At 57.4% G+C, this 21,701-nt stretch carries 26 protein-coding genes; 12 read left to right on the top strand and 14 right to left on the bottom strand.

What is annotated here, in order from left to right; all coding sequences use genetic code 11:
• Nucleotides 1-42: 42 nt before the first annotated feature.
• From ABIA48_RS14105 to ABIA48_RS14075, 7 genes are all read left to right on the top strand, one after another.
• A complete protein-coding gene (locus tag ABIA48_RS14105; RefSeq protein ID WP_007987395.1) occupies nt 43-471 on the top strand; it encodes a MarR family winged helix-turn-helix transcriptional regulator in 429 nt (142 codons plus the stop codon).
• Nucleotides 468-2,540 carry an FUSC family protein gene (locus ABIA48_RS14100; RefSeq protein ID WP_429489402.1) on the top strand — a complete coding sequence of 691 codons (2,073 nt, stop codon included), beginning with the start codon at nt 468-470 and terminating at the stop codon, nt 2,538-2,540. Before ABIA48_RS14105 ends, ABIA48_RS14100 begins: the two co-directional genes overlap by 4 nt.
• Nucleotides 2,537-2,746, top strand: coding sequence for a DUF1656 domain-containing protein (locus ABIA48_RS14095; protein WP_007987399.1), 210 nt, complete (start codon nt 2,537-2,539; stop codon nt 2,744-2,746). The genes ABIA48_RS14100 and ABIA48_RS14095 overlap by 4 nt, the downstream gene beginning before the upstream one ends.
• Entirely contained in the window at nt 2,743-3,630 is an 888-nt protein-coding gene (locus ABIA48_RS14090) for an efflux RND transporter periplasmic adaptor subunit (RefSeq protein WP_429489400.1), read from the top strand. The genes ABIA48_RS14095 and ABIA48_RS14090 overlap by 4 nt, the downstream gene beginning before the upstream one ends.
• Complete coding sequence (locus ABIA48_RS14085) at nt 3,627-5,075, top strand: efflux transporter outer membrane subunit (protein WP_429489398.1); 1,449 nt, start codon at nt 3,627-3,629, stop codon at nt 5,073-5,075. The genes ABIA48_RS14090 and ABIA48_RS14085 overlap by 4 nt, the downstream gene beginning before the upstream one ends.
• 91 nt (nt 5,076-5,166) lie before the next feature.
• The gene (locus ABIA48_RS14080; RefSeq protein WP_007987404.1) at nt 5,167-5,802 is read left to right on the top strand and encodes a hypothetical protein; all 636 of its coding nucleotides are present in this window, start codon (nt 5,167-5,169) and stop codon (nt 5,800-5,802) included.
• A 279-nt stretch (nt 5,803-6,081) separates the two neighbouring features.
• Nucleotides 6,082-7,587, top strand: coding sequence for a YdgA family protein (locus ABIA48_RS14075; RefSeq protein WP_429489396.1), 1,506 nt, complete (start codon nt 6,082-6,084; stop codon nt 7,585-7,587).
• A 65-nt stretch (nt 7,588-7,652) separates the two neighbouring features.
• Here the strand turns inward: ABIA48_RS14075 and ABIA48_RS14070 are convergent, their stop codons facing one another.
• A complete protein-coding gene (locus tag ABIA48_RS14070) occupies nt 7,653-9,182 on the bottom strand; it encodes an FAD-dependent oxidoreductase (protein WP_429489394.1) in 1,530 nt (509 codons plus the stop codon).
• Between the two features lie 141 nt (nt 9,183-9,323).
• On the opposite strand from ABIA48_RS14070, the gene ABIA48_RS14065 reads away from it, so the two are divergent.
• From ABIA48_RS14065 to ABIA48_RS14050, 4 genes are read left to right on the top strand one after another with little or no spacing between them, the layout of a single operon-like run.
• Nucleotides 9,324-9,884 carry a YbhB/YbcL family Raf kinase inhibitor-like protein gene (locus ABIA48_RS14065; RefSeq protein WP_429489393.1) on the top strand — a complete coding sequence of 187 codons (561 nt, stop codon included), beginning with the start codon at nt 9,324-9,326 and terminating at the stop codon, nt 9,882-9,884.
• A 55-nt stretch (nt 9,885-9,939) separates the two neighbouring features.
• On the top strand, nt 9,940-10,212 hold the full coding sequence (locus tag ABIA48_RS14060; RefSeq protein WP_033052005.1) for a hypothetical protein: 273 nt from the start codon (nt 9,940-9,942) through the stop codon (nt 10,210-10,212).
• Nucleotides 10,169-10,630: a type II toxin-antitoxin system Phd/YefM family antitoxin gene (locus ABIA48_RS14055; protein WP_429489390.1), complete on the top strand. Its 462-nt coding sequence runs from the start codon at nt 10,169-10,171 to the stop codon at nt 10,628-10,630. Before ABIA48_RS14060 ends, ABIA48_RS14055 begins: the two co-directional genes overlap by 44 nt.
• On the top strand, nt 10,627-10,935 hold the full coding sequence (locus ABIA48_RS14050; protein ID WP_429489388.1) for a type II toxin-antitoxin system RelE/ParE family toxin: 309 nt from the start codon (nt 10,627-10,629) through the stop codon (nt 10,933-10,935). The genes ABIA48_RS14055 and ABIA48_RS14050 overlap by 4 nt, the downstream gene beginning before the upstream one ends.
• Before the next feature lie 174 nt (nt 10,936-11,109).
• On the opposite strand, the gene ABIA48_RS14045 is transcribed toward ABIA48_RS14050, so the two are convergent.
• Nucleotides 11,110-12,144: a DNA cytosine methyltransferase gene (locus tag ABIA48_RS14045; protein WP_429489386.1), complete on the bottom strand. Its 1,035-nt coding sequence runs from the start codon at nt 12,142-12,144 to the stop codon at nt 11,110-11,112.
• Between the two features lie 42 nt (nt 12,145-12,186).
• Nucleotides 12,187-13,956, bottom strand: coding sequence for an ATP-dependent nuclease (locus ABIA48_RS14040; RefSeq protein ID WP_429489384.1), 1,770 nt, complete (start codon nt 13,954-13,956; stop codon nt 12,187-12,189).
• A gap of 93 nt (nt 13,957-14,049) precedes the next feature.
• Here ABIA48_RS14040 and ABIA48_RS14035 point away from each other — a divergent pair, with 93 nt between their 5' ends.
• Nucleotides 14,050-14,343 (top strand): hypothetical protein, encoded by a 294-nt coding sequence (locus ABIA48_RS14035; protein ID WP_429492979.1) that lies wholly within the window; start codon nt 14,050-14,052, stop codon nt 14,341-14,343.
• Here the strand turns inward: ABIA48_RS14035 and ABIA48_RS14030 are convergent.
• The 11 genes from ABIA48_RS14030 to ABIA48_RS13980 all read right to left on the bottom strand — a co-directional run bounded on the left by ABIA48_RS14030 (nt 14,261) and on the right by ABIA48_RS13980 (nt 21,679).
• The gene (locus tag ABIA48_RS14030) at nt 14,261-14,458 is read right to left on the bottom strand and encodes a helix-turn-helix transcriptional regulator (protein ID WP_429489382.1); all 198 of its coding nucleotides are present in this window, start codon (nt 14,456-14,458) and stop codon (nt 14,261-14,263) included. The genes ABIA48_RS14035 and ABIA48_RS14030 overlap by 83 nt on opposite strands.
• Before the next feature lie 107 nt (nt 14,459-14,565).
• On the bottom strand, nt 14,566-15,570 hold the full coding sequence (locus ABIA48_RS14025; RefSeq protein WP_429489380.1) for a phage major capsid protein, P2 family: 1,005 nt from the start codon (nt 15,568-15,570) through the stop codon (nt 14,566-14,568).
• A gap of 24 nt (nt 15,571-15,594) precedes the next feature.
• Nucleotides 15,595-16,248 (bottom strand): hypothetical protein, encoded by a 654-nt coding sequence (locus ABIA48_RS14020; protein WP_429489378.1) that lies wholly within the window; start codon nt 16,246-16,248, stop codon nt 15,595-15,597.
• Nucleotides 16,249-16,643: 395 nt separating this feature from the next.
• Entirely contained in the window at nt 16,644-18,440 is a 1,797-nt protein-coding gene (locus tag ABIA48_RS14015) for a DUF927 domain-containing protein (RefSeq protein WP_429489376.1), read from the bottom strand.
• Nucleotides 18,437-19,444, bottom strand: a complete 1,008-nt coding sequence (locus ABIA48_RS14010) for a toprim domain-containing protein (protein WP_429489375.1) — start codon at nt 19,442-19,444, stop codon at nt 18,437-18,439. Before ABIA48_RS14010 ends, ABIA48_RS14015 begins: the two co-directional genes overlap by 4 nt.
• Nucleotides 19,437-19,919: a LasR-specific antiactivator QslA gene (locus ABIA48_RS14005; protein ID WP_429489373.1), complete on the bottom strand. Its 483-nt coding sequence runs from the start codon at nt 19,917-19,919 to the stop codon at nt 19,437-19,439. The genes ABIA48_RS14010 and ABIA48_RS14005 overlap by 8 nt, the downstream gene beginning before the upstream one ends.
• Nucleotides 19,912-20,190 (bottom strand): hypothetical protein, encoded by a 279-nt coding sequence (locus ABIA48_RS14000; protein ID WP_429489371.1) that lies wholly within the window; start codon nt 20,188-20,190, stop codon nt 19,912-19,914. The genes ABIA48_RS14005 and ABIA48_RS14000 overlap by 8 nt, the downstream gene beginning before the upstream one ends.
• Nucleotides 20,183-20,374, bottom strand: coding sequence for a hypothetical protein (locus tag ABIA48_RS13995; protein ID WP_429489370.1), 192 nt, complete (start codon nt 20,372-20,374; stop codon nt 20,183-20,185). The genes ABIA48_RS14000 and ABIA48_RS13995 overlap by 8 nt, the downstream gene beginning before the upstream one ends.
• A 476-nt stretch (nt 20,375-20,850) precedes the next feature.
• Nucleotides 20,851-21,108, bottom strand: coding sequence for a helix-turn-helix transcriptional regulator (locus tag ABIA48_RS13990; RefSeq protein WP_429489368.1), 258 nt, complete (start codon nt 21,106-21,108; stop codon nt 20,851-20,853).
• Nucleotides 21,105-21,347 carry a helix-turn-helix transcriptional regulator gene (locus tag ABIA48_RS13985; protein WP_429489366.1) on the bottom strand — a complete coding sequence of 81 codons (243 nt, stop codon included), beginning with the start codon at nt 21,345-21,347 and terminating at the stop codon, nt 21,105-21,107. The genes ABIA48_RS13990 and ABIA48_RS13985 overlap by 4 nt, the downstream gene beginning before the upstream one ends.
• A complete protein-coding gene (locus ABIA48_RS13980) occupies nt 21,344-21,679 on the bottom strand; it encodes an ogr/Delta-like zinc finger family protein (RefSeq protein WP_429489365.1) in 336 nt (111 codons plus the stop codon). Before ABIA48_RS13980 ends, ABIA48_RS13985 begins: the two co-directional genes overlap by 4 nt.
• Nucleotides 21,680-21,701: the final 22 nt, after the last annotated feature.

Below are 21,701 nucleotides of genomic sequence, written 5' to 3'. Positions count from 1 at the left end.
TGTGTATTTTCCCTCGTGCCGAATAACCTCGACGTTCTCCAGATGAACATCAGCAGCGCCATGGTGGTGGCCGCCAGGCACTGGCGCAAAATCTGCCAGACCACGCTGGTCAACTATGGAATCTCCGAAGCCTGCGCCGTTCCGCTGTTGATGATCGGGCGTCTGGGTGAGGGCGTGCGCCAGGTGACGGTGGCCCAGGCCGCCGGGATGGAGAGCCCCTCGCTGGTACGCTTGCTCGATCAGCTGTGCCATGACGGTTACGTTTGCCGCACCGAAGACACACAGGACCGCCGCGCCAAATGCCTGAGCCTGACCGAAACCGGCCGGGACCTGGTACAGGCGGTCGAAGTGGAGCTGGTGCGCTTGCGCCACGAAGTACTTGGGGGCATTGATCAGAGTGATCTGGAAGCTACGCTGCGGGTACTGAGAGCTTTTGAAGCGGCCACGCCGCCATCGGTGGCCATTTCTTGAACGGATTTTTCTCTGGCATGCCACCGGCGCGGGACTGGTTCTACGGCGTGCGTACATTCGCTGCATCGATGATCGCGCTGTATATCGCCCTGCTCATGCAAATGCCGCGTCCATACTGGGCGATGGCCACGGTGTACATCGTTTCCAGTCCGTTTCTCGGCCCTACCAGTTCCAAGGCGTTGTACCGGGCGGTTGGCACCTTTATCGGCGCTGCGGCGGCGGTTCTGTTCGTGCCGATGTTCGTGCAGAGCCCGTATGTGTTGGTGGTAGTGATTGCCCTGTGGACCGGCACGCTACTGTTTCTGTCCCTGCATTTGCGCACCGCCAACAACTACGCCTTGATGCTCGCCGGTTACACCTTGCCGTTGATCGCCCTGCCAGTGGTGAATAATCCGCTGGGGGTGTGGGACGTGGCCGAAGCACGGACCGAAGAAATCTTTCTCGGCATCGCCGTGGCGGCGGTGGTCGGTGCCATGTTCTGGCCGCGGCGTCTGGCGCCGGTGTTCAATGATTCTGTGAGCAAATGGTTTGCCGATGCATCGACCTACAGCCTGCGCTTCCTCAGCCGCAACGTGCAGCCTGAAGAGGTCAGTGCGTTGCGTGCATCGATGGTTGCCACGTTCAACTCCCTGGAGTTGATGATCGGTCAGTTGCCCCACGAAGGCTCGCGTCCACAGACGGTGCGCAACACCAAGGAGTTGCGCGGACGGATGATTCACCTGCTGCCAGTGATCGATGCCCTCGACGACGCACTCTACGCCCTGGAGCGGCGCACTCCCGAGCTTGTGGACAAGTTCGCGCCGTTGTTGACCGCCACCACCGAATGGCTCGGGCACAAGGATGCCGATCTCGACCGCTGGCAAGCCCTGAAGGATCAACTTGAGGCCCTGCAACCTGCTCCCGAAGCGCTGGATGATCGCAAGCAATTGCTGTTCTCCAATGCCATTTACCGCCTCGGCGAGTGGGTCGATTTGTGGCAAGACTGCCGCAGCCTGCAATACGCCATCCAGTGCGAAAGCCAGGACAGCTGGCGCGCGGTGTATCGGCACTGGCGGCTGGGGCGGCTGACGCCGTTTCTGGATCGCGGCCTGATGTTTTATTCCGCTGCGTCGACGGTCACGGCAATCATTGTCGCCTCGGTATTGTGGATTCTGCTGGGTTGGACCGATGGCGGCAGCGCGGTCATTCTGGCGGCGGTGGCGTGTAGCTTCTTTGCCTCGATGGACGACCCGGCGCCACAGATTTACCGGTTCTTTTTCTGGACGGCGATGTCGGTGGTGTTCGCCAGCCTTTACCTGTTTCTGGTGCTGCCCAATCTGCATGACTTTCCGATGCTGGTGCTGGCGTTTGCCGTGCCGTTCATTTGCGTCGGTACCCTGACCGTCAAACCGCAATTTTACCTGGGCATGCTGTTGACCCTGGTCAACACCTCGTCCTTCATCAGCATTCAGGGGGCTTACGACGCGGATTTCCTCAGTTTCGCCAACTCCAACCTGGCCGGTCCCATGGGGCTGCTGTTCGCGTTCATCTGGACCCTGATCGCCCGGCCGTTTGGTGCTGAACTGGCGGCCAAGCGCCTGACCCGATTCAGCTGGCGTGACATCGTCGGCCTCTCTGAACCGGCCACGCTGTCTGAGCATCGGCTTCTGGGCATACGGATGCTCGATCGGCTGATGCAGCATCTGCCGCGCCTGGCCATGACCGGCCAGGACTCCGGCGTGGCGCTGCGGGAAGTGCGAGTGGCACTGAATCTGTTGGACCTGCTCGCGTATACGCCGCGGGTCCTCGGTGTGCCGCAGGTGCTGCTGCGCCAGGTGGTGGCCGAGGTGGGCGAGTACTTCAAGGCCTGTCTCAAGGCCGGTGAGCGCTTGCCGGCACCGAGCCCGTTGCTGATGACCCTCGACCGCACGCGTCGCGCCCTCAGCGGTACCGGCGATGATGAAACCCGTCTACATCTGCTGCACGCCCTGAGCGGCTTGCGCCTGGCACTGTTGCCCGGCGTCGAATTCGTCGGTGCCGCCGAGCCGGAAGAACCGCTTCCCCATGGCATTGATGGAGCGCCTTTATGATCGGTGACCTGGATCTCAGCGGGGTGTTCCTGCCCACGCTGCTGGTGCTGATGGGCATTACGTATGTGTTGTACCTGTTGGTGCACGGGGTGCTGACGCGCCTGCACTTTTACCGTCTGGTCTGGCACCGGGCATTGTTCAACGTGGCCCTCTACGCCCTGCTGCTTGGCGCTGTGGACTCACTCAGTCGATACCTGATGACATGAAAAAACCCTTTCTAACCCTTGGTCGCGTGGTGTTGACCCTGCTGATCGTGAGCTTCGCCGTGGTCGTGGTCTGGCGCATGGTGATGTATTACATGTTCGCACCCTGGACCCGCGACGGGCACATCCGTGCCGACATCGTGCAAATCGCGCCGGATGTCTCCGGGTTGATCCAGCAAGTGGAAGTGCGCGACAACCAGTTGGTCCAGCGCGGCCAGGTGCTGTTCAGCATCGATCCGGACCGCTTCAAGCTGGCGCTGCGCCAGGCCAAGGCGGCCGTTGCCGACCGCGAAGAAACCCTGGCCCAGGCCCAGCGCGAAGCCAGGCGAAACAAAGGCCTCGGTAATCTGGTGCCGGGTGAACAACTGGAAGAAAGCCAGTCGAAAGTCGCCCGCGCTCAGGTGGCCTTGATGGAAGCCCAGGTGGCGGTGGACAGCGCACAACTCAACCTCGATCGCTCGGTGATCCGCAGCCCGGTGGACGGCTACGTCAACGACCGCGCGCCACGGGCCCAGGAGTTCGTCAGCGCCGGGCGTCCGGTGTTGTCGGTGGTCGACAGCAATTCATTCCACATCGACGGCTATTTCGAAGAAACCAAACTGAACGGCATCCACATTGGCCAAAGCGTCGACATCCGGGTGATCGGCGACAATGCGCGCCTGCGCGGGCATGTGGAAAGCATCGTTGCCGGTATCGAAGACCGCGACCGCACCAGCGGCAACAATCTGTTGCCCAACGTCAACCCGGCATTCAGCTGGGTGCGGCTGGCCCAGCGGATTCCGGTGCGGATCGCCTTCGATGACGTGCCGGAAGATTTCCGCATGATCGCCGGACGCACCGCCACGGTATCGATCATTGACGATCAGAAACGGGAGCTGGCGCAATGAGCAAAGCCTCGGGTTTGGCGGTCGCCGGATTAAGCTTGCTGCTGTCGGCCTGCCAGATGGTCGGGCCGGATTATCGTTTGCCCGATGAGGCGGCTGTCCATCGGCCCGACTTCCAGGGCGATCTGGCGGTAGACGGTAAAACGGTGGTTTCCGCACCGGTGCCGGCGGATTGGTGGCGCCTGTATCAAGACCCGCGACTCGACCAGCTGGTACAGCAGGCCATGGCTTCCAACACCGATTTGCGCGTGGCGGCGGCCAGTCTGTTGCGGTCTCGCGCTCAGGTGGATGAGGCCGAAGCGGCAGGCGGCTGGAGCGGCGGCGTGCAGATGGGCGCCCAGCGTTTGCAGGAGTCCGGCCAGGCGTTCCTGATACCGGAAAAAGTGCCGGTGGCCAACATTGGCGACATCGGCATCAGCGCGTCCTACCAATTCGACCTGTTCGGTACCTTGCAACGGGGCATCGAAGCGGCCAAGGCCAATGCCGATGCAACACAAGCCGCCGCCGATACGGCACGCATCACCGTAGTGGCCGATGTGGTTCGGGCCTACACCCAAGTGTGCGCGGCCAATGAAGAGCGGGAAATCGCCCAGCACTCACTCGACCTGCAAGCGCAAAGCACCACACTGATCCAGCGCCTGCGCGATGCCGGGCGTGGCGACGAAACCCAGGTCACCCGCTCGCAAACCCAATTCAAATCCCTGCGCGCCGACATGCCGCGCTATGAGGCCTCACGTCAGGCCGGGCTGTATCGCCTGTCGATGTTGCTGGCCAAGCCGGTGGACCAACTGCCGGCTGGCACCGCCACCTGCGACGAGCTGCCGAAAATTGCGCAATTGGTCCCCGTGGGCGATGGCGCCGCGTTGCTCAAGCGACGCCCGGATGTGCGGCAGGCCGAGCGGCGGCTGGCGGCCGCGACGGCCGGCATCGGTGTCGCCACGGGTGAGCTGTACCCGAATATCAGCATCGGCGCGACGATCGGTACCGTCGGTATCCTCGACGATCTCGGCGATCCGTCGACCAACCGCTGGGGCTTCGGCCCGTCGCTGACCTGGAAGGTGCCGACGAACGGCGCCCGGGCGCGCATCCGCGAGGCCGAAGCGGTGACCCAGGCGACGCTGGCGCATTTCGATGGCGTGGTGCTCAACGCGATTCGTGAAACCCAGACCGGCCTCGCCCAGTACACGGCATTGCTGCAACGCCGCGACGCACTGGCCGATGCCGAGCAATCGGCAAAACTGGCGGCGGACCAGACCCACCGCTTCTTCCAGGCCGGCCGCGCCTCGTTCCTGGCGGACCTGCAGGCCACCCGCACCTACATCGATGTCACGGCGCAACTGGCGGCCGCGAACACCCAGGTTGCCGCGAGCCAGATCGATTTGTTCCTCGCGTTGGGCGGCGGTTGGGAAAGCGGACGAACGCAAGCGTCGAACTCCGGCAAACCCTGAGGCCGTTGCTATGCTTTGAAGTGTTGGAAGGGCGCCTCGTGCAAAGCGCCCTTTCTTCGCACAAGGCTCGCGCAGGTCAGGGGGACCAATAATGAAAAACCCTTATGCTCTCGGCTTCTGGTGCGCCATCGTGGCATTGGTGCTGCTGTCGGCCACCTATTTCTACGGCATCATGCTGGGCCACCAGATCGACAAGGCCCTGGCGTTCCTCGACAGTGCCGTCGCACTGATTGCCGTGATGTCCGTTGCGGTGGTGGCCTGGGCTTCGGTCCAGAATCAACGCATCAAAAAAAGACAACTCGAACAAGGCAAGACCCTGGTCCTGATCTGGGATACCAAGGTGGCGTTGCGTCGGGTCGAAACGGTGTTCGACCGCTATTTCTGGGGCAGCTACTGGCAACCGGGGCGCACATTCCAGGAAGTCATGGGCGAACTGACCGGCACGCCGCTGGAAAAAAGCCTCGATACCCTGAAAAAACAATGCCTGGCGCTCGACCGGCAAGTAGCTGACGACGGTCGGCACTGGCTCAGCAATGCCCGGGAACTGGCCGATGTCGCCACGGCCATGGCCCGCGAACGCTATCAACTGGACGTCTGCGACCCACGTGCGGAGGTGACGGGCGGGGCGGTGATCAACCGCGACTTCGAAGTGCTGGTGTACACCTGGACGGCGCGGCTCAAAAGCTTTGATCATCAACTGGACGAGATTGAAGTCCAGTATTCCTGATTCTGTGTTGGCAAGACTGACGCCTTCGCGAGCAAGCCCGCTCCCACAGGAGTACGCATTCCAATGTGGGAGCGGGCTTGCTCGCGAAAGCGATTGAATGCACAGCGAAAATTTCGAACCCTGCGCCCCCCAATGACACTCTTTCACCTTTAATCATTGGGCCGTTCGTCGTGCCTGGTGCTAATCTGCATGCCACTTTCAGCGCAGTCGAGCCGCAACCCGTCAAGGGTTCAGGGAAGACGACCTCTCTTTCAGCAACGGACATTGAACGGGTCATACATGAATAAATCAGCAGGCGTGCTACTGGGAATTGTTGTCGCAATCGGTGCCATCAGCGCAGGCGGCGCCTGGTTCACCGGCACCAGGCTCGACGGTGTGTTGAACACCTCGATTGCCAATGCCAACAAGGAACTGCAAGCAGCCATGGTCGGTTCCAACGGCACCGCGTCGCTGGAGCTGGTGTCGCTGGAGCGTCATGTATTCAGCAGCACCGCGCACTACCGCCTCAAGGGCGAAGGTGAAATGTTCGGCGAAGCACCGGTCGAGCTGCTGTTTGTCGATCACATCGAACACGGCCCGTTGCCGTTCTCGCGGCTGGTGTCGCTGAAGTGGTTGCCGGTCCTGGCGACCAGTCACTACGAACTGGAAAAGACTCCGCTCACCGAGAAGTGGTTTGCCGCCGCCAAGGATAAATCCCCGCTGACCGGCGTGGTCAACATCGGCTATGACAACGCCACCAACGGTACCTTCGAGTTGCAGCCGCTGGAGATGGCGCTGGATGACAAGTCGAGCATGAAGTTCTCCGGCCTGAGCATCGACGTCGCCGCCAGCGCCCAGGCGCAGAAGGTCAAGGCCAACGGCTACATGGACAGCTTGAAGGTAACCACTGTTTCCGAAGACCAGGCACCGGTGCAGGTTGAGTTGAACGGCCTGACCCTGGCCAGCAACCTGACAAAAAGTACCTACGGCTTCTACACCGGCGAGAACGTCCTTGAGCTGGCCAGCGGCAAATCGACCTTTGGCGTCAAGCAGTCGGTGCTGGACTTCAAGAAATTCGAAATGAAAAACCTGACTGAAGAATCGGGCAGCAGCGCCTCCGGGCGTGCCGATTACAAGGTCGGCGAAGTGTCCCTGAACGGCAAGGCCATTGGTTCCGGTGCGCTGGCCATGAGCCTGAAGAACCTCGACATTCCGGCCACGATGTCGTTGATGCAGGTCTACCAGAGCAGACTGCAGCCGTATGAAAGGGCGGCGGCCGAAGCGACGGCGGCGGGCCTGCCGGCGCCGGAGCTGAAACTCACTGAAGCCGAAGAAGCGCTGCTCAAATCCAGCCTGGAAAAACTGCTGGCGGCCGGTCCGCGGGTGGCCCTGGAAAACCTGTCGTTCAACACTGCCAATGGCGAGAGCCGCGCCAATATGGTGCTCGACCTGACCAAGCCACAAGCCATCGACCTGCCGACCGATCAGTTGGTCAGACAGCTGATCGCACTGCTGGACTTCAAGCTGCAGGTGTCCAAGCCCATGCTGGTCGATGTACTTACCGTGCAATCGCAAATCGACGGTCAGACCGACGCCAAGCTAATTGCCGATCAGGCCACCGCCACCGCGGACATGTTCAGCAGCATGGCGGTCGGCAGCCAACTGGCAACACTGGACGGCAATAACATCGTCACCAACCTGCATTACGCCAACAATCAGGTGGACTTCAACGGCCAGAAGATGACCGTCGAAGAGTTTGCCGGTTTTGTCATGAGCAAATTTTCAGGAACTGGCGCTACCGAATAACGTCGGCTGTTGACTCCGCAACGCCCGGCCTCTGCATCGCGCAGACGCCGGGCGTTTTGCTGTCTTTAGGGAACGTCGCGGATCAGGCGCCATGCCTCTGTCCATGGCAACGGTTGTTTCATCCGCTCAGCGAGCATCGCCATTGCCCAGTCCATTTCGCAGGCTACTGCCGCCGACACCACGCCGTTTTTTCCAAACAGGCCTATGAAAGGCGGATCGTAAGGGTCGCCTTTGAACTCGACTTCGTCCCAGGCCTCGGCGTGCCCGAGGTAGTCGTAGGTTTTACCGAAATGCCAGGTCCAGAAAAACGGCACGTCGAGGTAATGCTCGTCGCCACCGAGCATATTGGCCGCAGCGATTCGCGCCTGTTGTTGGGCCAGTCGCCAGTGTTCGATGCGCAAGTGTTGGTTGTTCAGCGGGAACGTGGCGATATCGCCAGCCGCCCAGAGGCCGTCGGCCACGCGCATTCCGCCGTCGACACGCAGTGAGTGATCCTGCTCTTTCGGCAGCCCGGTGAAGGCAGCCGTGGCTGGTGTGACGCCAATGCCAACCAGTACCAGATCGGCCGCCAAGCGTTGGCCGTTGTCCAGGTGCACGGCTTCGACCTTGTCCGTTCCTTCGATCCGCGTCGCATTGCCCTGGGTGTGAAACACGACGCCATTGGCTTCATGTCGCGCGCGAATGGCCTTGCCGACCGTGTCTCCGAACTGTCTGGCAAACGGCACTTCGTGGCGGGCCAGCACCGTTACATTCAGGCCAAGCTGGCGCAGGGACGAGGCGGACTCCATGGCAATGAAACTGTCGCCGATGATCACGACTCGCTGGCCGGCGCTGGCGCTGTCCAGAATCTGTTGTGCGTGGGTTTTGGAGCGTAAAACGAACACCTGCGGCAGGTCGGCACCGGGCAGCGTCAGCGGCTTGGGTATGCCGCCGGTGGCCAGCAGCGCGGCGTCGTATGTCAGTGATTGGCCGTCAGTCAGCCGCAGTGTGCGGTTTGATGCGTCCAGACTGGCCACTTCGCCCTGCAGGCGCTCGATGCGCTGCTCGCGGTAAAACGCCTCGTCGCGCAGCGGCGGGACTTCCTGCGGCGGCATCTCCCCGGCGATCACATATTTGCTCAGCGCGGTGCGGTCGTATCCGGCATCGGCTTCGCGGTCGATCAACAGCACCCGGCCACCGAAACCTTTCTCGCGCAACGCCGCCGCTGCCGCCGTGCCTGCCGCGCCAGCGCCGATAATAATGAAGGTTCGTGGATCGTCGTCCGGCGGCGTGTGGGCGTCCGGTAATGGCTGGTCGCCGACCCAGATGTCACCGTCACGGACTTCGAGGGGATAGCGCATGAGGCTGTCCAGGGCTGGCGGTTCACACAGGCCGCCATCCTCGATCCGAAACTGCGCCTTGTGCCACGGGCAAGTCAGGCGCCCGTGACATATCGCGCCGTCCGCCAGCGGGGCTCCGGCATGCGGGCATTCGGCCTGATAGGCGCGCAGGTGTGCGCCCGCCCGCAACAGCAGAATCTTGCTGCCCTGAACCTGCACTTCCAGACCCCGGTCTTCGGGCACATCGATGAAGCGCGCAACGCGATGCAGAGTCATGATCGCTCTCCAGACAGACGTTTCACTTATGAGTCTGGTGCTTATCGCGAGGTTCAGCCAATTTCCCCCCTGCCACGGCGCGAACGGTCCGGCTATAGTTTGCACGCCGACGACGGCCCAACACGCACAAGGTGCTCCGGTATGACCCGATTGACCTCATTGAACCCTTGGCTCGCGGCCGTAACAGTCGCCCTTTGTGTGCAGTTCCCGGCGCAGGCCCAGGAACGCTTCACCCTGAATATTCCCGGCGTCTCCGATGACCGTTTGTTCACCTCGGCCGCTGCTAGCGATTCCGCGGGCTGTGGCGGACATAACATTTCCCCGGCATTGAACTGGAACGCCGGCCCGGCAGCCACCCAAAGCTACGCCATCGTCATGCACGACCCTGATGGCCAGAACGGCCAGGGCGTCGATCAGTGGGTGCATTACGGCATCAAGGCCGGCACCCACCAGATCCCGGCGGGCGCCGGAAGCAAACCTGGCCTTGAGGGCGTCGGCGGCACCAACAGCAAGGCAACCTCCGGATACATCGGCCCTTGCCCGCCTGTCGGCGACAGCGCGCACCACTACATCATCCAGATCTACGCCCTGGACCTGGCCCCGGACGCCTTGCCCGCCGGCCTGACCCGTGCGCAGTTGCTGGAAAAAATCAAAGGCCACGTCCTGAGAAACAGCAGCGTGGTACGGCGCTATCACCGCTGAAGGCTGATCGCCCCGGCGGATTTGCAGAGAACTGAAGTGCGCAGCATCCGGGGATTTGGCATCCACCCCCGAAAGCGCGCACTATCAGGCCATAGCCGATGCGTTGGAGGATGCCGTGGCAAAAAAGATCGACCGCATCGCCCAAATGCTCAACTGCCCGCAAAAGGGTGAAGAACTGCGGCGAGCGATAACCGAGAGTCGCAAGGATTTTCTGCTGAACCAGCCGGAAGAAGACGTTGTTGAAGACGACGACCTTGAAGAGGAATTCTTTGAGGACGACGAGGATGATGACGATGAATATGACGAGTTCGACTGGACGACAGAATGAAAAAACCGCCTTTGGCGGTTTTTTTGTGCGCCGACACAGCACTGGTCGGAGATCCGTTGACCCCTACGCAGCGAATGGAACACTATCAGGTACTTTTTTTAGTACCTTTGGAGCCGTCATGGAGCAGCTACTTGCAAGCCGTTCGGTCAGCATCACCGAGCTCAAGCGCAGCCCGAGCACGGTAATCGAGCAAGCGGGCTCCGAGCCTGTTGCCGTGCTCAACCACAATCGCCCAGCCGCCTATCTTCTACCGCACGCGGCCTATCAACAGTTGCTGGATCGACTGCATGCTGCCGAACTTCGTGAAGCCATTGCAGCCAGCCGCAATGATCCGCGTCCGGCCATTGCTGCCGATGCAGTGTTTGCCGAGCTTGATACGCTGATTGACGAGGTAGCAGCAGAGCAAAACCGTCCATGAGGCAATTGCTTTTCTCTGCATTGGCACGGGACGATCTGCTGCAAGTCGCTCGTTTTATCGCCCGAGACAACCCTGGACGGGCCCGGACGTTTGTGGTCGAGCTACGCATGCAGTGCACACGATTGATCGATCAACCGAATTTTGGTGTTTCTAGAGACGATTGCGCCAAGGGGTTGCGAATGCTTCCTCATGGCCGATATCTGATTTTCTACTGTCTGATGGACGACGGGATCAAGGTCGAACGCGTACTGCATAGTGCGAGAGATATCGGCCGGCTGTTTGAAAAAAACAGCATTGACCATTAGACGCCAAGCCTTCATACACCCACAAAAAAGCCCCAGACCCAACGGGCCTGAGGCTTTCTCGCTACAACGTATGGTGCACCAGGCGGGATTCGAACCAGCAAGAATAGGTCCACTATTACAGGGTCTTCGCTCCCAGCAAAAAATCTGGGATACATAAAGGGATACACCGTAACTTCATTTCTGGGCACGCAGAGCCAAGGCATGCGCCATGATGAACGGGGGAGGCAAAGCATTTCCTATCATCAGTGCAATCGCCTCTTTGCCATGCGTTGCATCGAATCGATACTCCACAGGAAACCCTTGGAGCAATGAAGCTTCCCGAAGCGTAATCGTTCTGTTCTCTTCTGGATGGAGGAAACGCCCTTTTGATGGATTGATGCAACCGCTGGTGATAGTCGGTGAGACATCATCCCAAGCCATCCTTCCATACACATCCCTGAAACCATCACTTCTGAGATGGCAGGCAAGTTGGTACTCCAAAGGGAGCTGAGCGCGGCTTCCGCCATCCTTAGGAATAAGGGCGATAAGCCGTTTAACAGCATCAGATCGTTTCTCAGGAATAGTGTGAATTACGTCTGAACTTACGGTAGGTGCATCTATATGCGAAATAACATCTCGAACAAATAGCCGTTTTTTGCTTTTTTCCGCTAATTTAGGCACGCCTACTCTGGACGCGAGTAGTATGAGCCGTTTTCGACGCTGAGCTACGCCAAAGTTAGCGGCATCTGCAACCTCAAATATTGTGTTGTATCCTAAACTTTCAAGGTGGGATATCAACTGTTTGAAGCGTGGGTCTTTTGCAAGTGCCGGAACATTCTCCATCATGACATTTTTTGGCAGTAACTCTTCAACATACCTTTGGAACTGCAATATCAAGTCATTTCGTGGGTCATCGACAGAGTTCAATCTGTTTCGCGTTCTCAAACGTGAAAAGCCTTGGCATGGAGGGCACCCAGCGAGGAGGTCTAAATCCCCGTAATTTATACCTGTATCTGCAAGGATAGTGCTTGTAGATATATCTCTGATGTCAGACTCATACAGTCTTACTTCAGGATGATTCATCTTGTAAGTTTGCTGTGCTTTGGGGGCAACTTCAACTGCGCCCAGAACATTATACCCTGCGTATTTTAAACCTAATGTCAGGCCGCCACACCCACTAAATAGGTCAATTGCAGTTGGCTTTTGCATATCTTGTCTAGAGCCTTTCATGATCTGGTCGTCTTGTACAATGAATGATTATATCTCCAATCGCTACTCAGTTGCTACCCACTTTTTGAGTATTTCATGTATTTGGTTTATATGAGTGTTATCGGTGCATCTATTTAGCGCATACCGCGCCACGCCAACTGAGTTCTCTGCTGATTGATCTAAACCTATTTGTTCTCTCAGGCTGTCTTTTGCGTCTGCACTTTTTGTAAAATTGCTTTTGCTACCGGTAAGGCACTCATAGATAATTGCGTCTGGACAACAGAGCGGTATGTATTCCAGATAAGAGTTCATCCAGTCCAAATAGCTCAAGTGGTTTTCGGTTTGTTGCTCCTGAATTCCTTTTCTGTCATTTCCACCGTTTTTTGTGAAGCGCGGACTACTTCCGACTTCTTTTTTAATAATGTCAGGTAGGTCGGCGTGCATATCTGGAGTAATCTTCTTTCGTTTGCTGAAAGTGCTCGTTTTCTTTTTATCTCCGTCGAGATAGGCAAATATTTTTGAGCCGGCTTGCAGCATTGCAGGTACTTGGAGTGAAAGAATTGCATCGGCTCCACCAGGACAGATTCTGATATCCAGAGCATTTCTATCACCTTCGTGAAGATTTTGTGCTGCCCTCTCAACTACAATTTTCGCCATTGCATCTTCAACGAGAATTGTTTTTTTCTTTTCTAAAGCTCGGCCTAGTCTGTTTAATGCGATATATGGAGAGCTGCTATTAATAATGCGGGTTTTGGCTTGGCCGTTATCTTCGAAGACTTTTATTGCATTTTCTGGAAGGTCTTCGATGAAGTCAATTGCGTGGGTGGATATTACAATTTGAAGATGCTTTTTCAGAATTTGTTGAAGTAAAAACGCCAAAAGCTCCTTCTGCGCACCTGGGTGCAGAGAAGTCTCTGGCTCATCTAGAAGAATGAGAGAGTATTTCGGTGCGGACAATACCCTTGTAACAATGCTGACTACTGAGATCTCTCCACTTCCCGCGAAAGCTTCTGAGTATTGGAGTTCTCTCTCGAAAATGACGCTTGTATCTTTCCCTCTTTGAGTCGGATAAAGTGAATGCTTGATAAGCCTCGCTGAAGAATATGATCTTCCGAGTATCAATGAAATCGCATCTAATTCCTCTTTTTTTAGCATGCGGTTTTCGAAAATTCTTTCCCGGCCACCGCCCAAGTTCCAACTTTGAATGTTGTTGTCGATTGCGCGTCTGAGTTTATTCGCGCCCCATTGCATTTCAGCATATTTTTCTGTTTGGTTGTCGTCTTTGTCGCCAAAGTTAAAATTTCTATCAAAGGCGCCAATGTTGAATTTTGAGTTTATATATACTACTTCTCGAACTACAGGGTTCCAGCGGTCTGTACTTTTTCGATCATATTCTTTCGTTGGCATATCAGACATGCCATCGTTTTTAGATACTTTGGTTGGCTCCCAGTATTCATATGCTCGCGCTTTACTGTGGATGCGTGCTTTGCGGGTTTCAACAATGCCATTTACGCCTTCATGCCAATGACCATAAACGTACCTAGGAGGGTCCCTAACGACTTTAACTTCAATTGGATCTACGGCAGTCGCGAACCAGTATTTTGCCGTACTTTGCCCATCTGGCATTCCATACAGCGCATGGAGAACAGAGCTTTTTCCTATGCCGTTTGCACCAACTAATGCAGTGAGAGCAAATGGAAAATCAAGCTCAGCATTTTTTTCCAGACCTTTGAAGTTTGGGAATCTTGCGTGTGTTATGTAGTTTAAAAGCGGTTTGCCAGGACTTAACTTTTTAACTGCCTCAGTTAATTCCCTGATGGTTTTTTCTGCCATTTTCGTCCCTGCTTTACTGCGTTAATCACATCTCTATCAGCGGGCATGATTTGGGTGGAACTCCGCTGCTATCTGCGAACGTGAGAGGCTTTGGTGAATTTGCGTCACGGTGCAGGGTTTTGCAGGCTTTATCTCATGCCGAATGAGTCATGCATAGCCAATGGCTGCGCGGCAGTGACGGTACTGAAGGGGTGCAGAAAAAGCGACACATTTAGCCCGCAGGTGTGGCGGGGGGACAACTGCGCGCGCCAGGATGAAACGAACCCCGGCGAGCGCGGTTACTCGATGTCGGGCGGGAATCGCTTCACCGACGATTTTTCCAGTTTTCGGGGTCTTCTTGCCATGCCGTCAACTCTGATGTTCGCCAAGCCTTTCGACCAGCGCTGATGTGGACTGAGTTCGGGAAACGCCCGGCTTTCATCTCTCGCCAAAGGGTCGTTCGCGAAAATGAGGTAAACAGCAGCACCTCAGATACTCGTATGAATCGATCCAGCTCTTGCATGATAGGTACTCCTCGGCAACAAAAAAGCCGCGCAAACGGCGGCTTGAAGGAGGCATTCAGTGAGCATGGCTCCTGCCTAGAAAGGAGCAGGCGCGCCGGCACACCTGTTAGACGAACTCGATGTTCTCGATCAGAGCCACCAGACCATAGTCTTCGATCACGTAGGCTTCATTTAGCGACTGATAGTCGCCTACCTGGTTGATCATCGGCTCATCCTTGATGAATCGCCGCAATGTTGCCTTTTGGTAGTAGATCGAAATATTGCCCAAAGTCGTGACCAGCAGCTTGGCATCCGGGAAGAACGGCGCATCACGGTGAGTGATTCCACCGATAAGGCCGCTGGTGAGGATGCGGTTCAACGCCAGCTCGTTGATGTTGTCGGTTGCCCCGTCCGCGTTGGCCAGAGACTTGGTATGCAGTAAGTCGCGGTCAATCAGCACCACCAGATCAGGGCGTTTGCGATGGCAGGGAGAAAGCATCTGCACGGCGGCATAAACCAGGGCGTCGAGATTTCGAAAATCGCCCGTCGACCCGACTGTCACCTTGCCCGGCGTACCGCCCGCAGCTTTCACCTGACTCGGGGCCTTTGTGCGTATTTTCTCCAGCCAGCCAATGTTGACGTCTTGCAGAAGCGGGTAGGTATCGCGGTCAGTCTGCGCCGCCACATGGGTGCCATTGAAACCAATGGTTAACCGATCAAGGGCCTGACGCTCACCAATGGCGCGATCGACCTGCTTGGAAAAGTCGGGGAACTGCGTCCAGGCATCGAGCATGGTGTAAGGGAGTGCTACATCGAACTCGGTTTTCTCGCACTTGTAGGTGTTCTGTTCGGTCAAGTTGAGCAGGTTGCGAGGCTCACGTGGATTGATCTCGGTGTTGGTACGCCCTGCGATAGGTGAGCCAATAGAGATCCCGACCGCCTGGCCTTCGGGCGATTCAACGCCAACCATGTTTATGCCCTTCAGCAGTTCGTGCGACTCCTGGGCGGTGGCCACTGCCCGCTGTTCGATAGCTGGCTTGGCGGTAAAAGTGCTAGCTGTAGAGGTGGTGCCGTTCTCGGAAGCGAGGTTTTCGCGATAGGCATTGAAGAGGTCGCGGGTTTCTTTCTGCATGGGGTTCTCCTGGTCTTGGAAGGGTTATTGGTGGGCGGCGTGACTGGTGGTCTTACCGCCGCTGATCTCGAGCCGACGCATCTCCATGCCATTCTTCGGGACGATTTCACCGGGAATAATTTTGGGAGCGTGGATTTCATCCAGGACGGGCGAAGCGATGGGCTCCGCCTGGTCAGCGGTCTTGTCCAGATGGCCTTTGAAATCATCACCCGCAAGGTCGCGCAGTTCGCGTAACAGCTCCGGTAGACCTTCAGTTGCGAGCAGTGCGGCGATGCGCTCATCACAGTAGAGGTCGCGCAAAGCGGTGATGTTCGTGCAGACATCTGCCCGCGCCTTGGCCATCTGCACGACGATCTCGCCATGCAGCTCTTCGCGGACACCGGCTGTTCGACGGTATTTCTCGGCCTCCATCTTGAGCTGCACGCTGCGCTCTACTTCTTGGTTGATCTTGCGTTGGTCGGCGTGCCGGGCCTTGGCCATTTCCTTCCACGAGTTGTTGGCCTGTTCGGCCTCAGCCTCTAACGCCTGCGCGGCCTGCTCAAGCCGGGCGGTTTCCCGGACAATTGCCTGATAGGTCTCTTGGCTCTCGTGATAGGCGCTGCGTGCGGCAACGAATTTGGCGTGCTGTTCCTGGAACAGTGGCGACAGCTCGACCTGGTTGATTGGTGTTGTCTGCATGGGGCATTTCCTCTTGGTCTATAGCCCGATCCGATCTTCGGAATCGGTGGTGTCTGAAAGCTGCGTGGGAAAAGTTCGGCTCAAGGGACTGAAGTTCTGTCAATAGAAACGACACGCTCCCTCCTTGTTCACGCGATTGATTTCAAAATCGCTGGGAACGCTGGAAAGCGGGATCAGTAGCTCTAAAACGGGAGTTTCAGAGGTGATGGCTGTTCCCGGCTTTTCTTCATCGGGAACAAGGGAGGAGGGAAGGCTCTTTATTAAACAGAGTTGTGTTCCCTTGTTCCCACTCTCCAGTCTTAATAGGGAACGCTGTAAACCCCGGACTTGCTGGGTCGTTCCCGCTGTTCCCGTGTTCCCGCAAAAAAACCACCATTGCTGGTAGCGGTAGGCCTTCAAGTGCATTGGCTTTCACCCGCACTTTCCAGTAGGTCGGACTCAATCACATAAAAACGGGAACTCCCTCCACCCGGTGTGCGATACCGTTTCATTAATCGGGTGCCCTTGGCCTCCTGGTCGAATTTGGCTAGCGCCTCGGCGCCAACCAGGGCTCGCACGATCCGTTCTCTGCTGAAGCCTGAGGCTGCCTCAAGCAGAGCTGGTGCGTTGAATAGGTACAGGCGTTTGTCGAGTTCCACCTCGTAGTAACCGGCTCTGTCGCGCACAGTGATGTTGGCGTGCTGAGCGTGTACATCCGAGAAACGGCTGTCGCCGTGCAGGGCGATGAAGTCGGCAATGCCGCGCAGGATTTGGCGGTCTTCGGCGTTACCATCACCCATTCGCGCCAGCCATTCATTGAACAATTGGCGGCATGCTTTGGTGGCTGTTCCTACGGGCCATCCAACCAGATTATGTTCAATAGCCAATTCCCCGGCTAACGCCATGATTGCGAATCGGTCAGCCACGCGACCTGCCTGTGAGCTCTCAGTTGCAAAGGCATTTCGCACTTGTGCGAAGGCGGTATGCAGCTCCTTTGACTGCTCAATCAGCGCCTCAACGAACATGGGGCCTAGGTGGCCAAAATGTTGTGTCACGGCATCGCTTAACACTCGATGAAACTCTTGCCCGGTCATTCCGTGGACATCATCAAAAGCGCGGTGGGTTCGCGTGCCTGCGTTCACATCAACCATGCGAAGCTCGGCCCCGGCGTGTGCGCCATTGCCCCCAATGGCGGCGTGATCGGACAAGGATCGCTCGCCGCTGGAGAGAGCCAGTACACGCCAAGTCAATTTCGCTCGGCCTTCACGCTCACGGGTCATGGTGCTTTTACCCATGCCATTGGCGATGGCATAGGCCATTTCCTGCACCCGCTTAGGGTCGGCCCGTTTGATCTCGTCCAGGATTAGCACCGTGTCGTTGCGCGACGCTGCCTCGATCTCGACGCCCCCTTTGGACACGTCCCAGGAGGCGGCGAAAGTGCCAGGATTTCCCCACACGGACGCGGCTAGGAGTTGAGCCAAGGACTTGCCGCTGGAAGAATCGCCTACCAGATGAATACCGCCGCCGTTAATCCCTAACTTGGCCAACAATGGGCCTGCCAGAGCGCAGCACACCGAAAGTATCAACACGGGATTTCCGAGGCAGAGTGGCGCAATGTTGGTCTGCCAGGCCTCCATCGAGCCTTTGCATGTGAACAGGTTCACTGACCGGCCAGAGTCCTGGTATCGCACGTTTTCGCCGCCAATCACGCGAGACGGCATGACAAATGCCCCGGACTCATGCCAGCCAGGTTTGGTCGTGGTGGCAATAATCAACTCTGGTGCGTGGTGGCTGGCCAGGTACGGCGCTACATGGCGACGCTGGTGGTACTCGATTGTCAGCCCTTGGCGCATCAACGCTTTCATCACGTCGTCTGCCTTGCCGGCCAACGCCTCCATGGGCATGACCCATTCGATGCGCCGGCCCCGATAGTTGAATCTCAATAGACGGCCAATGCTGCCGTCCTCGCTGTTCACCGTTTCTGCCTCAACGTGCAGCGGTGCGCAGATCCAGTGATCCACCGGAATGGCCTTTTCTTCTGGCCCGCTTTGCTTCACGCCGTGATACCAGGTGCCAGGTTTGTACTGCTTACCTTCGATATAGGTGATCTCTTCGTACACGGCGAACACAGGGCGCTCAAGCTTGTCTGGGGTTGGTGTCTTGGGTGTGCCTACTAGACTGAGTTCAGCCTTCTTATCGCTGGGATGGCTCATGATTGGGTCTCCCTGCGACCATTGCGCCAAAGGTGTAGGTCGTTGAAGTCAGAAAGCTCGACGGGTGCGCTGGCGGGCCATTCGGGAAAAACCACTAGAGCATCTGCGGCATTGGCGGCACGGTTGGCTGCGGCACGGCCGGGGTTGCCCGGTGTCTCTTGATCGTCGTCGCCTGCAATGACCAATTCGATGGTCTGCCCGTAGCGTTCTCGCATGGCAATGGCCACCGGCTTCAGATTGCCCGCGTTCATCGCGCAGACCACGGGGCTGCCGGTGTGGGCGTGCAGTGTGGCGCCCGTCGCCCAGCCTTCGCAGATGTATAACCGACAGCCATCGCTGATCCTGCCCAAGGGCGAATAGCAGCCTTGTACACGGCCACCTCTGAGGAATCGTTTGGTGCCGTGGCCATTGATGATTTGCAAGTTGACCAGGCGCCCGTCCGAGCAGAGTGGAATCAGAAGGCGCCCCTGACTCAATTGGCGCAGACTGAATGGTGGCACCTGCTTGGCCAATAGGTAGGCGTGCTGGCGGTCGGCTGCTTTGGCCATCTGCCAGAGCTTCGCCGCTTGGTTGGCGGCATCCCGGTGCTTTTGTTGTAACCGCTCCTGATCGCGTCGATTCGCGGCCAAGCGGGCACTCTCTGCAGCATGTTTTTGCTGTTCCAAATGCTGCATATCGGCGCCGCGGCTAGCAAATAGACCGAGGTTTAAGCGGTGATCGATCTTTTGCGCCGCTTCGACCTGACGACAGCCATGCAGGTAAGCCAATAGCGAAACCAAATCCCCACCATGGGCGCGATCATCGGCAAAATCATTCCAGCGACCAGAGTCGATAGATACGCCAAACGATCCAGGCTGACGGTCTCCCCTGACATCGTTGCGAGCCACCCATTCGCGACCGTTTGCACGTCCTTCTGGAAGCCATTCTTTGAGCAGGTGGGGTGCTGCTTCGAGAGCTCGAAGGGCGACCAAACGGATCAGATTTACAGTATCCAGATCAGTCATGAGCCCCACCCTCCGCCAAAAAGAGCGAGGCTTCCGGCAGGCTGATGGCGCTGGCCAGAGCTGCTACTTTTTTCAGGTGTCGCCCCGCATCCTCGGTGCAAGCGCGTAGCTCGCCCTTGTTTGCGAGTTGCAGTGTGTCTTCCAAACTCAGTCGCATCATGGCCGTAGCGCGATTGCCCAAGGCTAGGGCCTCGGAATGTTGCTTGGCGATCGCGCACGTGAGTGGGTTCTGGCTGCGCAGGCGCTGCTCTAGGCGATGCCAGAAGGCAAGCTCAAAAGCTTCAATGACGCGACCAGGTAGGCGTTGGACGCAACGATCGAGGAACGTGGCCATTGGCTCGATTTGCTCGCTTAACCATTGCTCGAAGGCGGCGCCGCCGGCGTCGATTGCTTCTTGATATTCAACTGGCCAAACAGTCGTCGCTTCTGGTTGATCATCAGCTGATTTCAGGACGGCATAGATTGATTTAGGCATGGCGCACGCCCTCACGCAGAGCGGCCTTGCGTGCCGCATTGAAGAGGTCGGTGGCATCTTCCAGCAGTACGTAAGCGGCGTCGGCGATGCGGCTTACGTCCTTTGCATCAGCCCGATTGATGCCCATGCAGGACAAGCTGAACAGAAGGCCCTTAGCGGCACACAGGCGCTGCTCTGCGCACTCCTGTAGGTCAACAAATGGCGTGCTGGCATCCAATAGGAGGACAGGTGTGTTGGTTGGGTTGGAGGTGAGTGGTACGAGATTAATCATGGCGCACCGCCATGGCTGCGATCTGCTCAGATACCGCGAGGCGGGCGAGTTGCATATGGTGGTTGTAACGGGCGAGACGGGTTGCAAGGCTGGAGTTTGCGCGTAGAGCAGCCAAGGCCATTGCCTTGTGTGCTGATGCGCGGATGAAACGTGAGGACGGATTGAGGGCGTGCGAGTACATCATGGGTATAGCTCCTAGAGTAGAGGAGCCATCACCGCTCGCGGCCAAGCGAGGAATGGTGACGGCTGTACGCGGGTTGGCCGACCGGGACTCTAGGCACCCGGCACACCCGAAGGTGTCCCACGCACAGCCGCCATAACACGAAACTGCGAGCACAAAAAAAGCGCCAGCAATCGGATGGTGGGCGCTTGTGCGCCTAGAGATAAACGACCGGCCAAGGTCGGTCGCTGAATTTGCAGCGACGGGCAAACTATATGCCCCACCAGGTACAGATTGCAAGCCGACCTGAATACCGAAAACGCTCACGCCGCTGGTAGGGGTGATAGACTTCGACCTGCGAGTAATGTGATTTGTGGCCCTGGCAGCGTTGGCGCGCTTGCCGGGGCTTTGTCTTTTCTGCGGCATGCAAAACTCCTGTCCGCTCGGCGTGAAGCCAAGCAGCGATGTGATTCTTCGTGTGGTGATTTTTCAGCAGTCGGTCATGTCGACCTGGTTGCTCTCGCCTCGTTGCGCTCAGCCAAGCGATCGGCGATCCATTGATCGACTTCCGCCTCCAGCCAAGCCACGCTGTTGAGTCCTATAGGCACAGGTACCGGAAAACTTCCCGCTCGAATGTCCGCGTAAATCGATGCGCGACTTTTACCTGTTTTGTACTCCACTTCCTTGCGCCTAAGCAGGCGATTGCCCAACTCGATGTGTTGAACGCGACTAAATGGCTTTGGCGCAAATCGACTCATGCATGCTGCTCCCGCGATGCGATACGGGACTGAATCCAGGTGTGCACTTCGCTCAGTACAAAAGCCACTGGCGCATTTCGTGCGCCGCTGTCATTCAACTTCACCGGGCGCGGGAAAGTTGGGTCGCGGTGGATCATCTTGTAGACGGTGGGGCGTGCTAATCCGGTGAGTTGCTGTAACTCTGGCATGCGTACTAAAGCCAGGGTCTCTGTGGATTTTCGGGTAGGCAGATCGCTCATGGGCGCTTTTCCTTGAGCGTTGTAAGCTCGACTTGAATTACCTGACAGGTTGGTAATCCCAGCTCTTGGAGAATGTTTCGACGAATCGCGCTCGGCGCGTACGGTAGTGAGATCTCAGGGTTTGGCTGACTAGCTGGACTCAGACGATGGGTAATCTCGTCAACGCCCGCGAACGTAGCTCCGCACACGGCGTTTTTACAAACGAGAAATGTCCTCGACATCAGCAGGTGCTGCGATTCGGAGCTGCGCTTAACGAGACCGGCTCCGCAGTCGGGGCACCGACGCTTAATGCCGATAGTATTTTTACGTGGCGTGGATGAGGTATTAGGCATGTGTATTGAGCCTCCAATTCTG

Source organism: Pseudomonas sp. S30_BP2TU TE3576, assembly GCF_050436025.1.
In the GTDB taxonomy this organism is placed as follows: Bacteria; Pseudomonadota; Gammaproteobacteria; order Pseudomonadales; family Pseudomonadaceae; genus Aquipseudomonas.
Note: the sequence above shows the minus strand (reverse complement) of the source record. Positions and strands in the feature narration are given on the sequence as shown.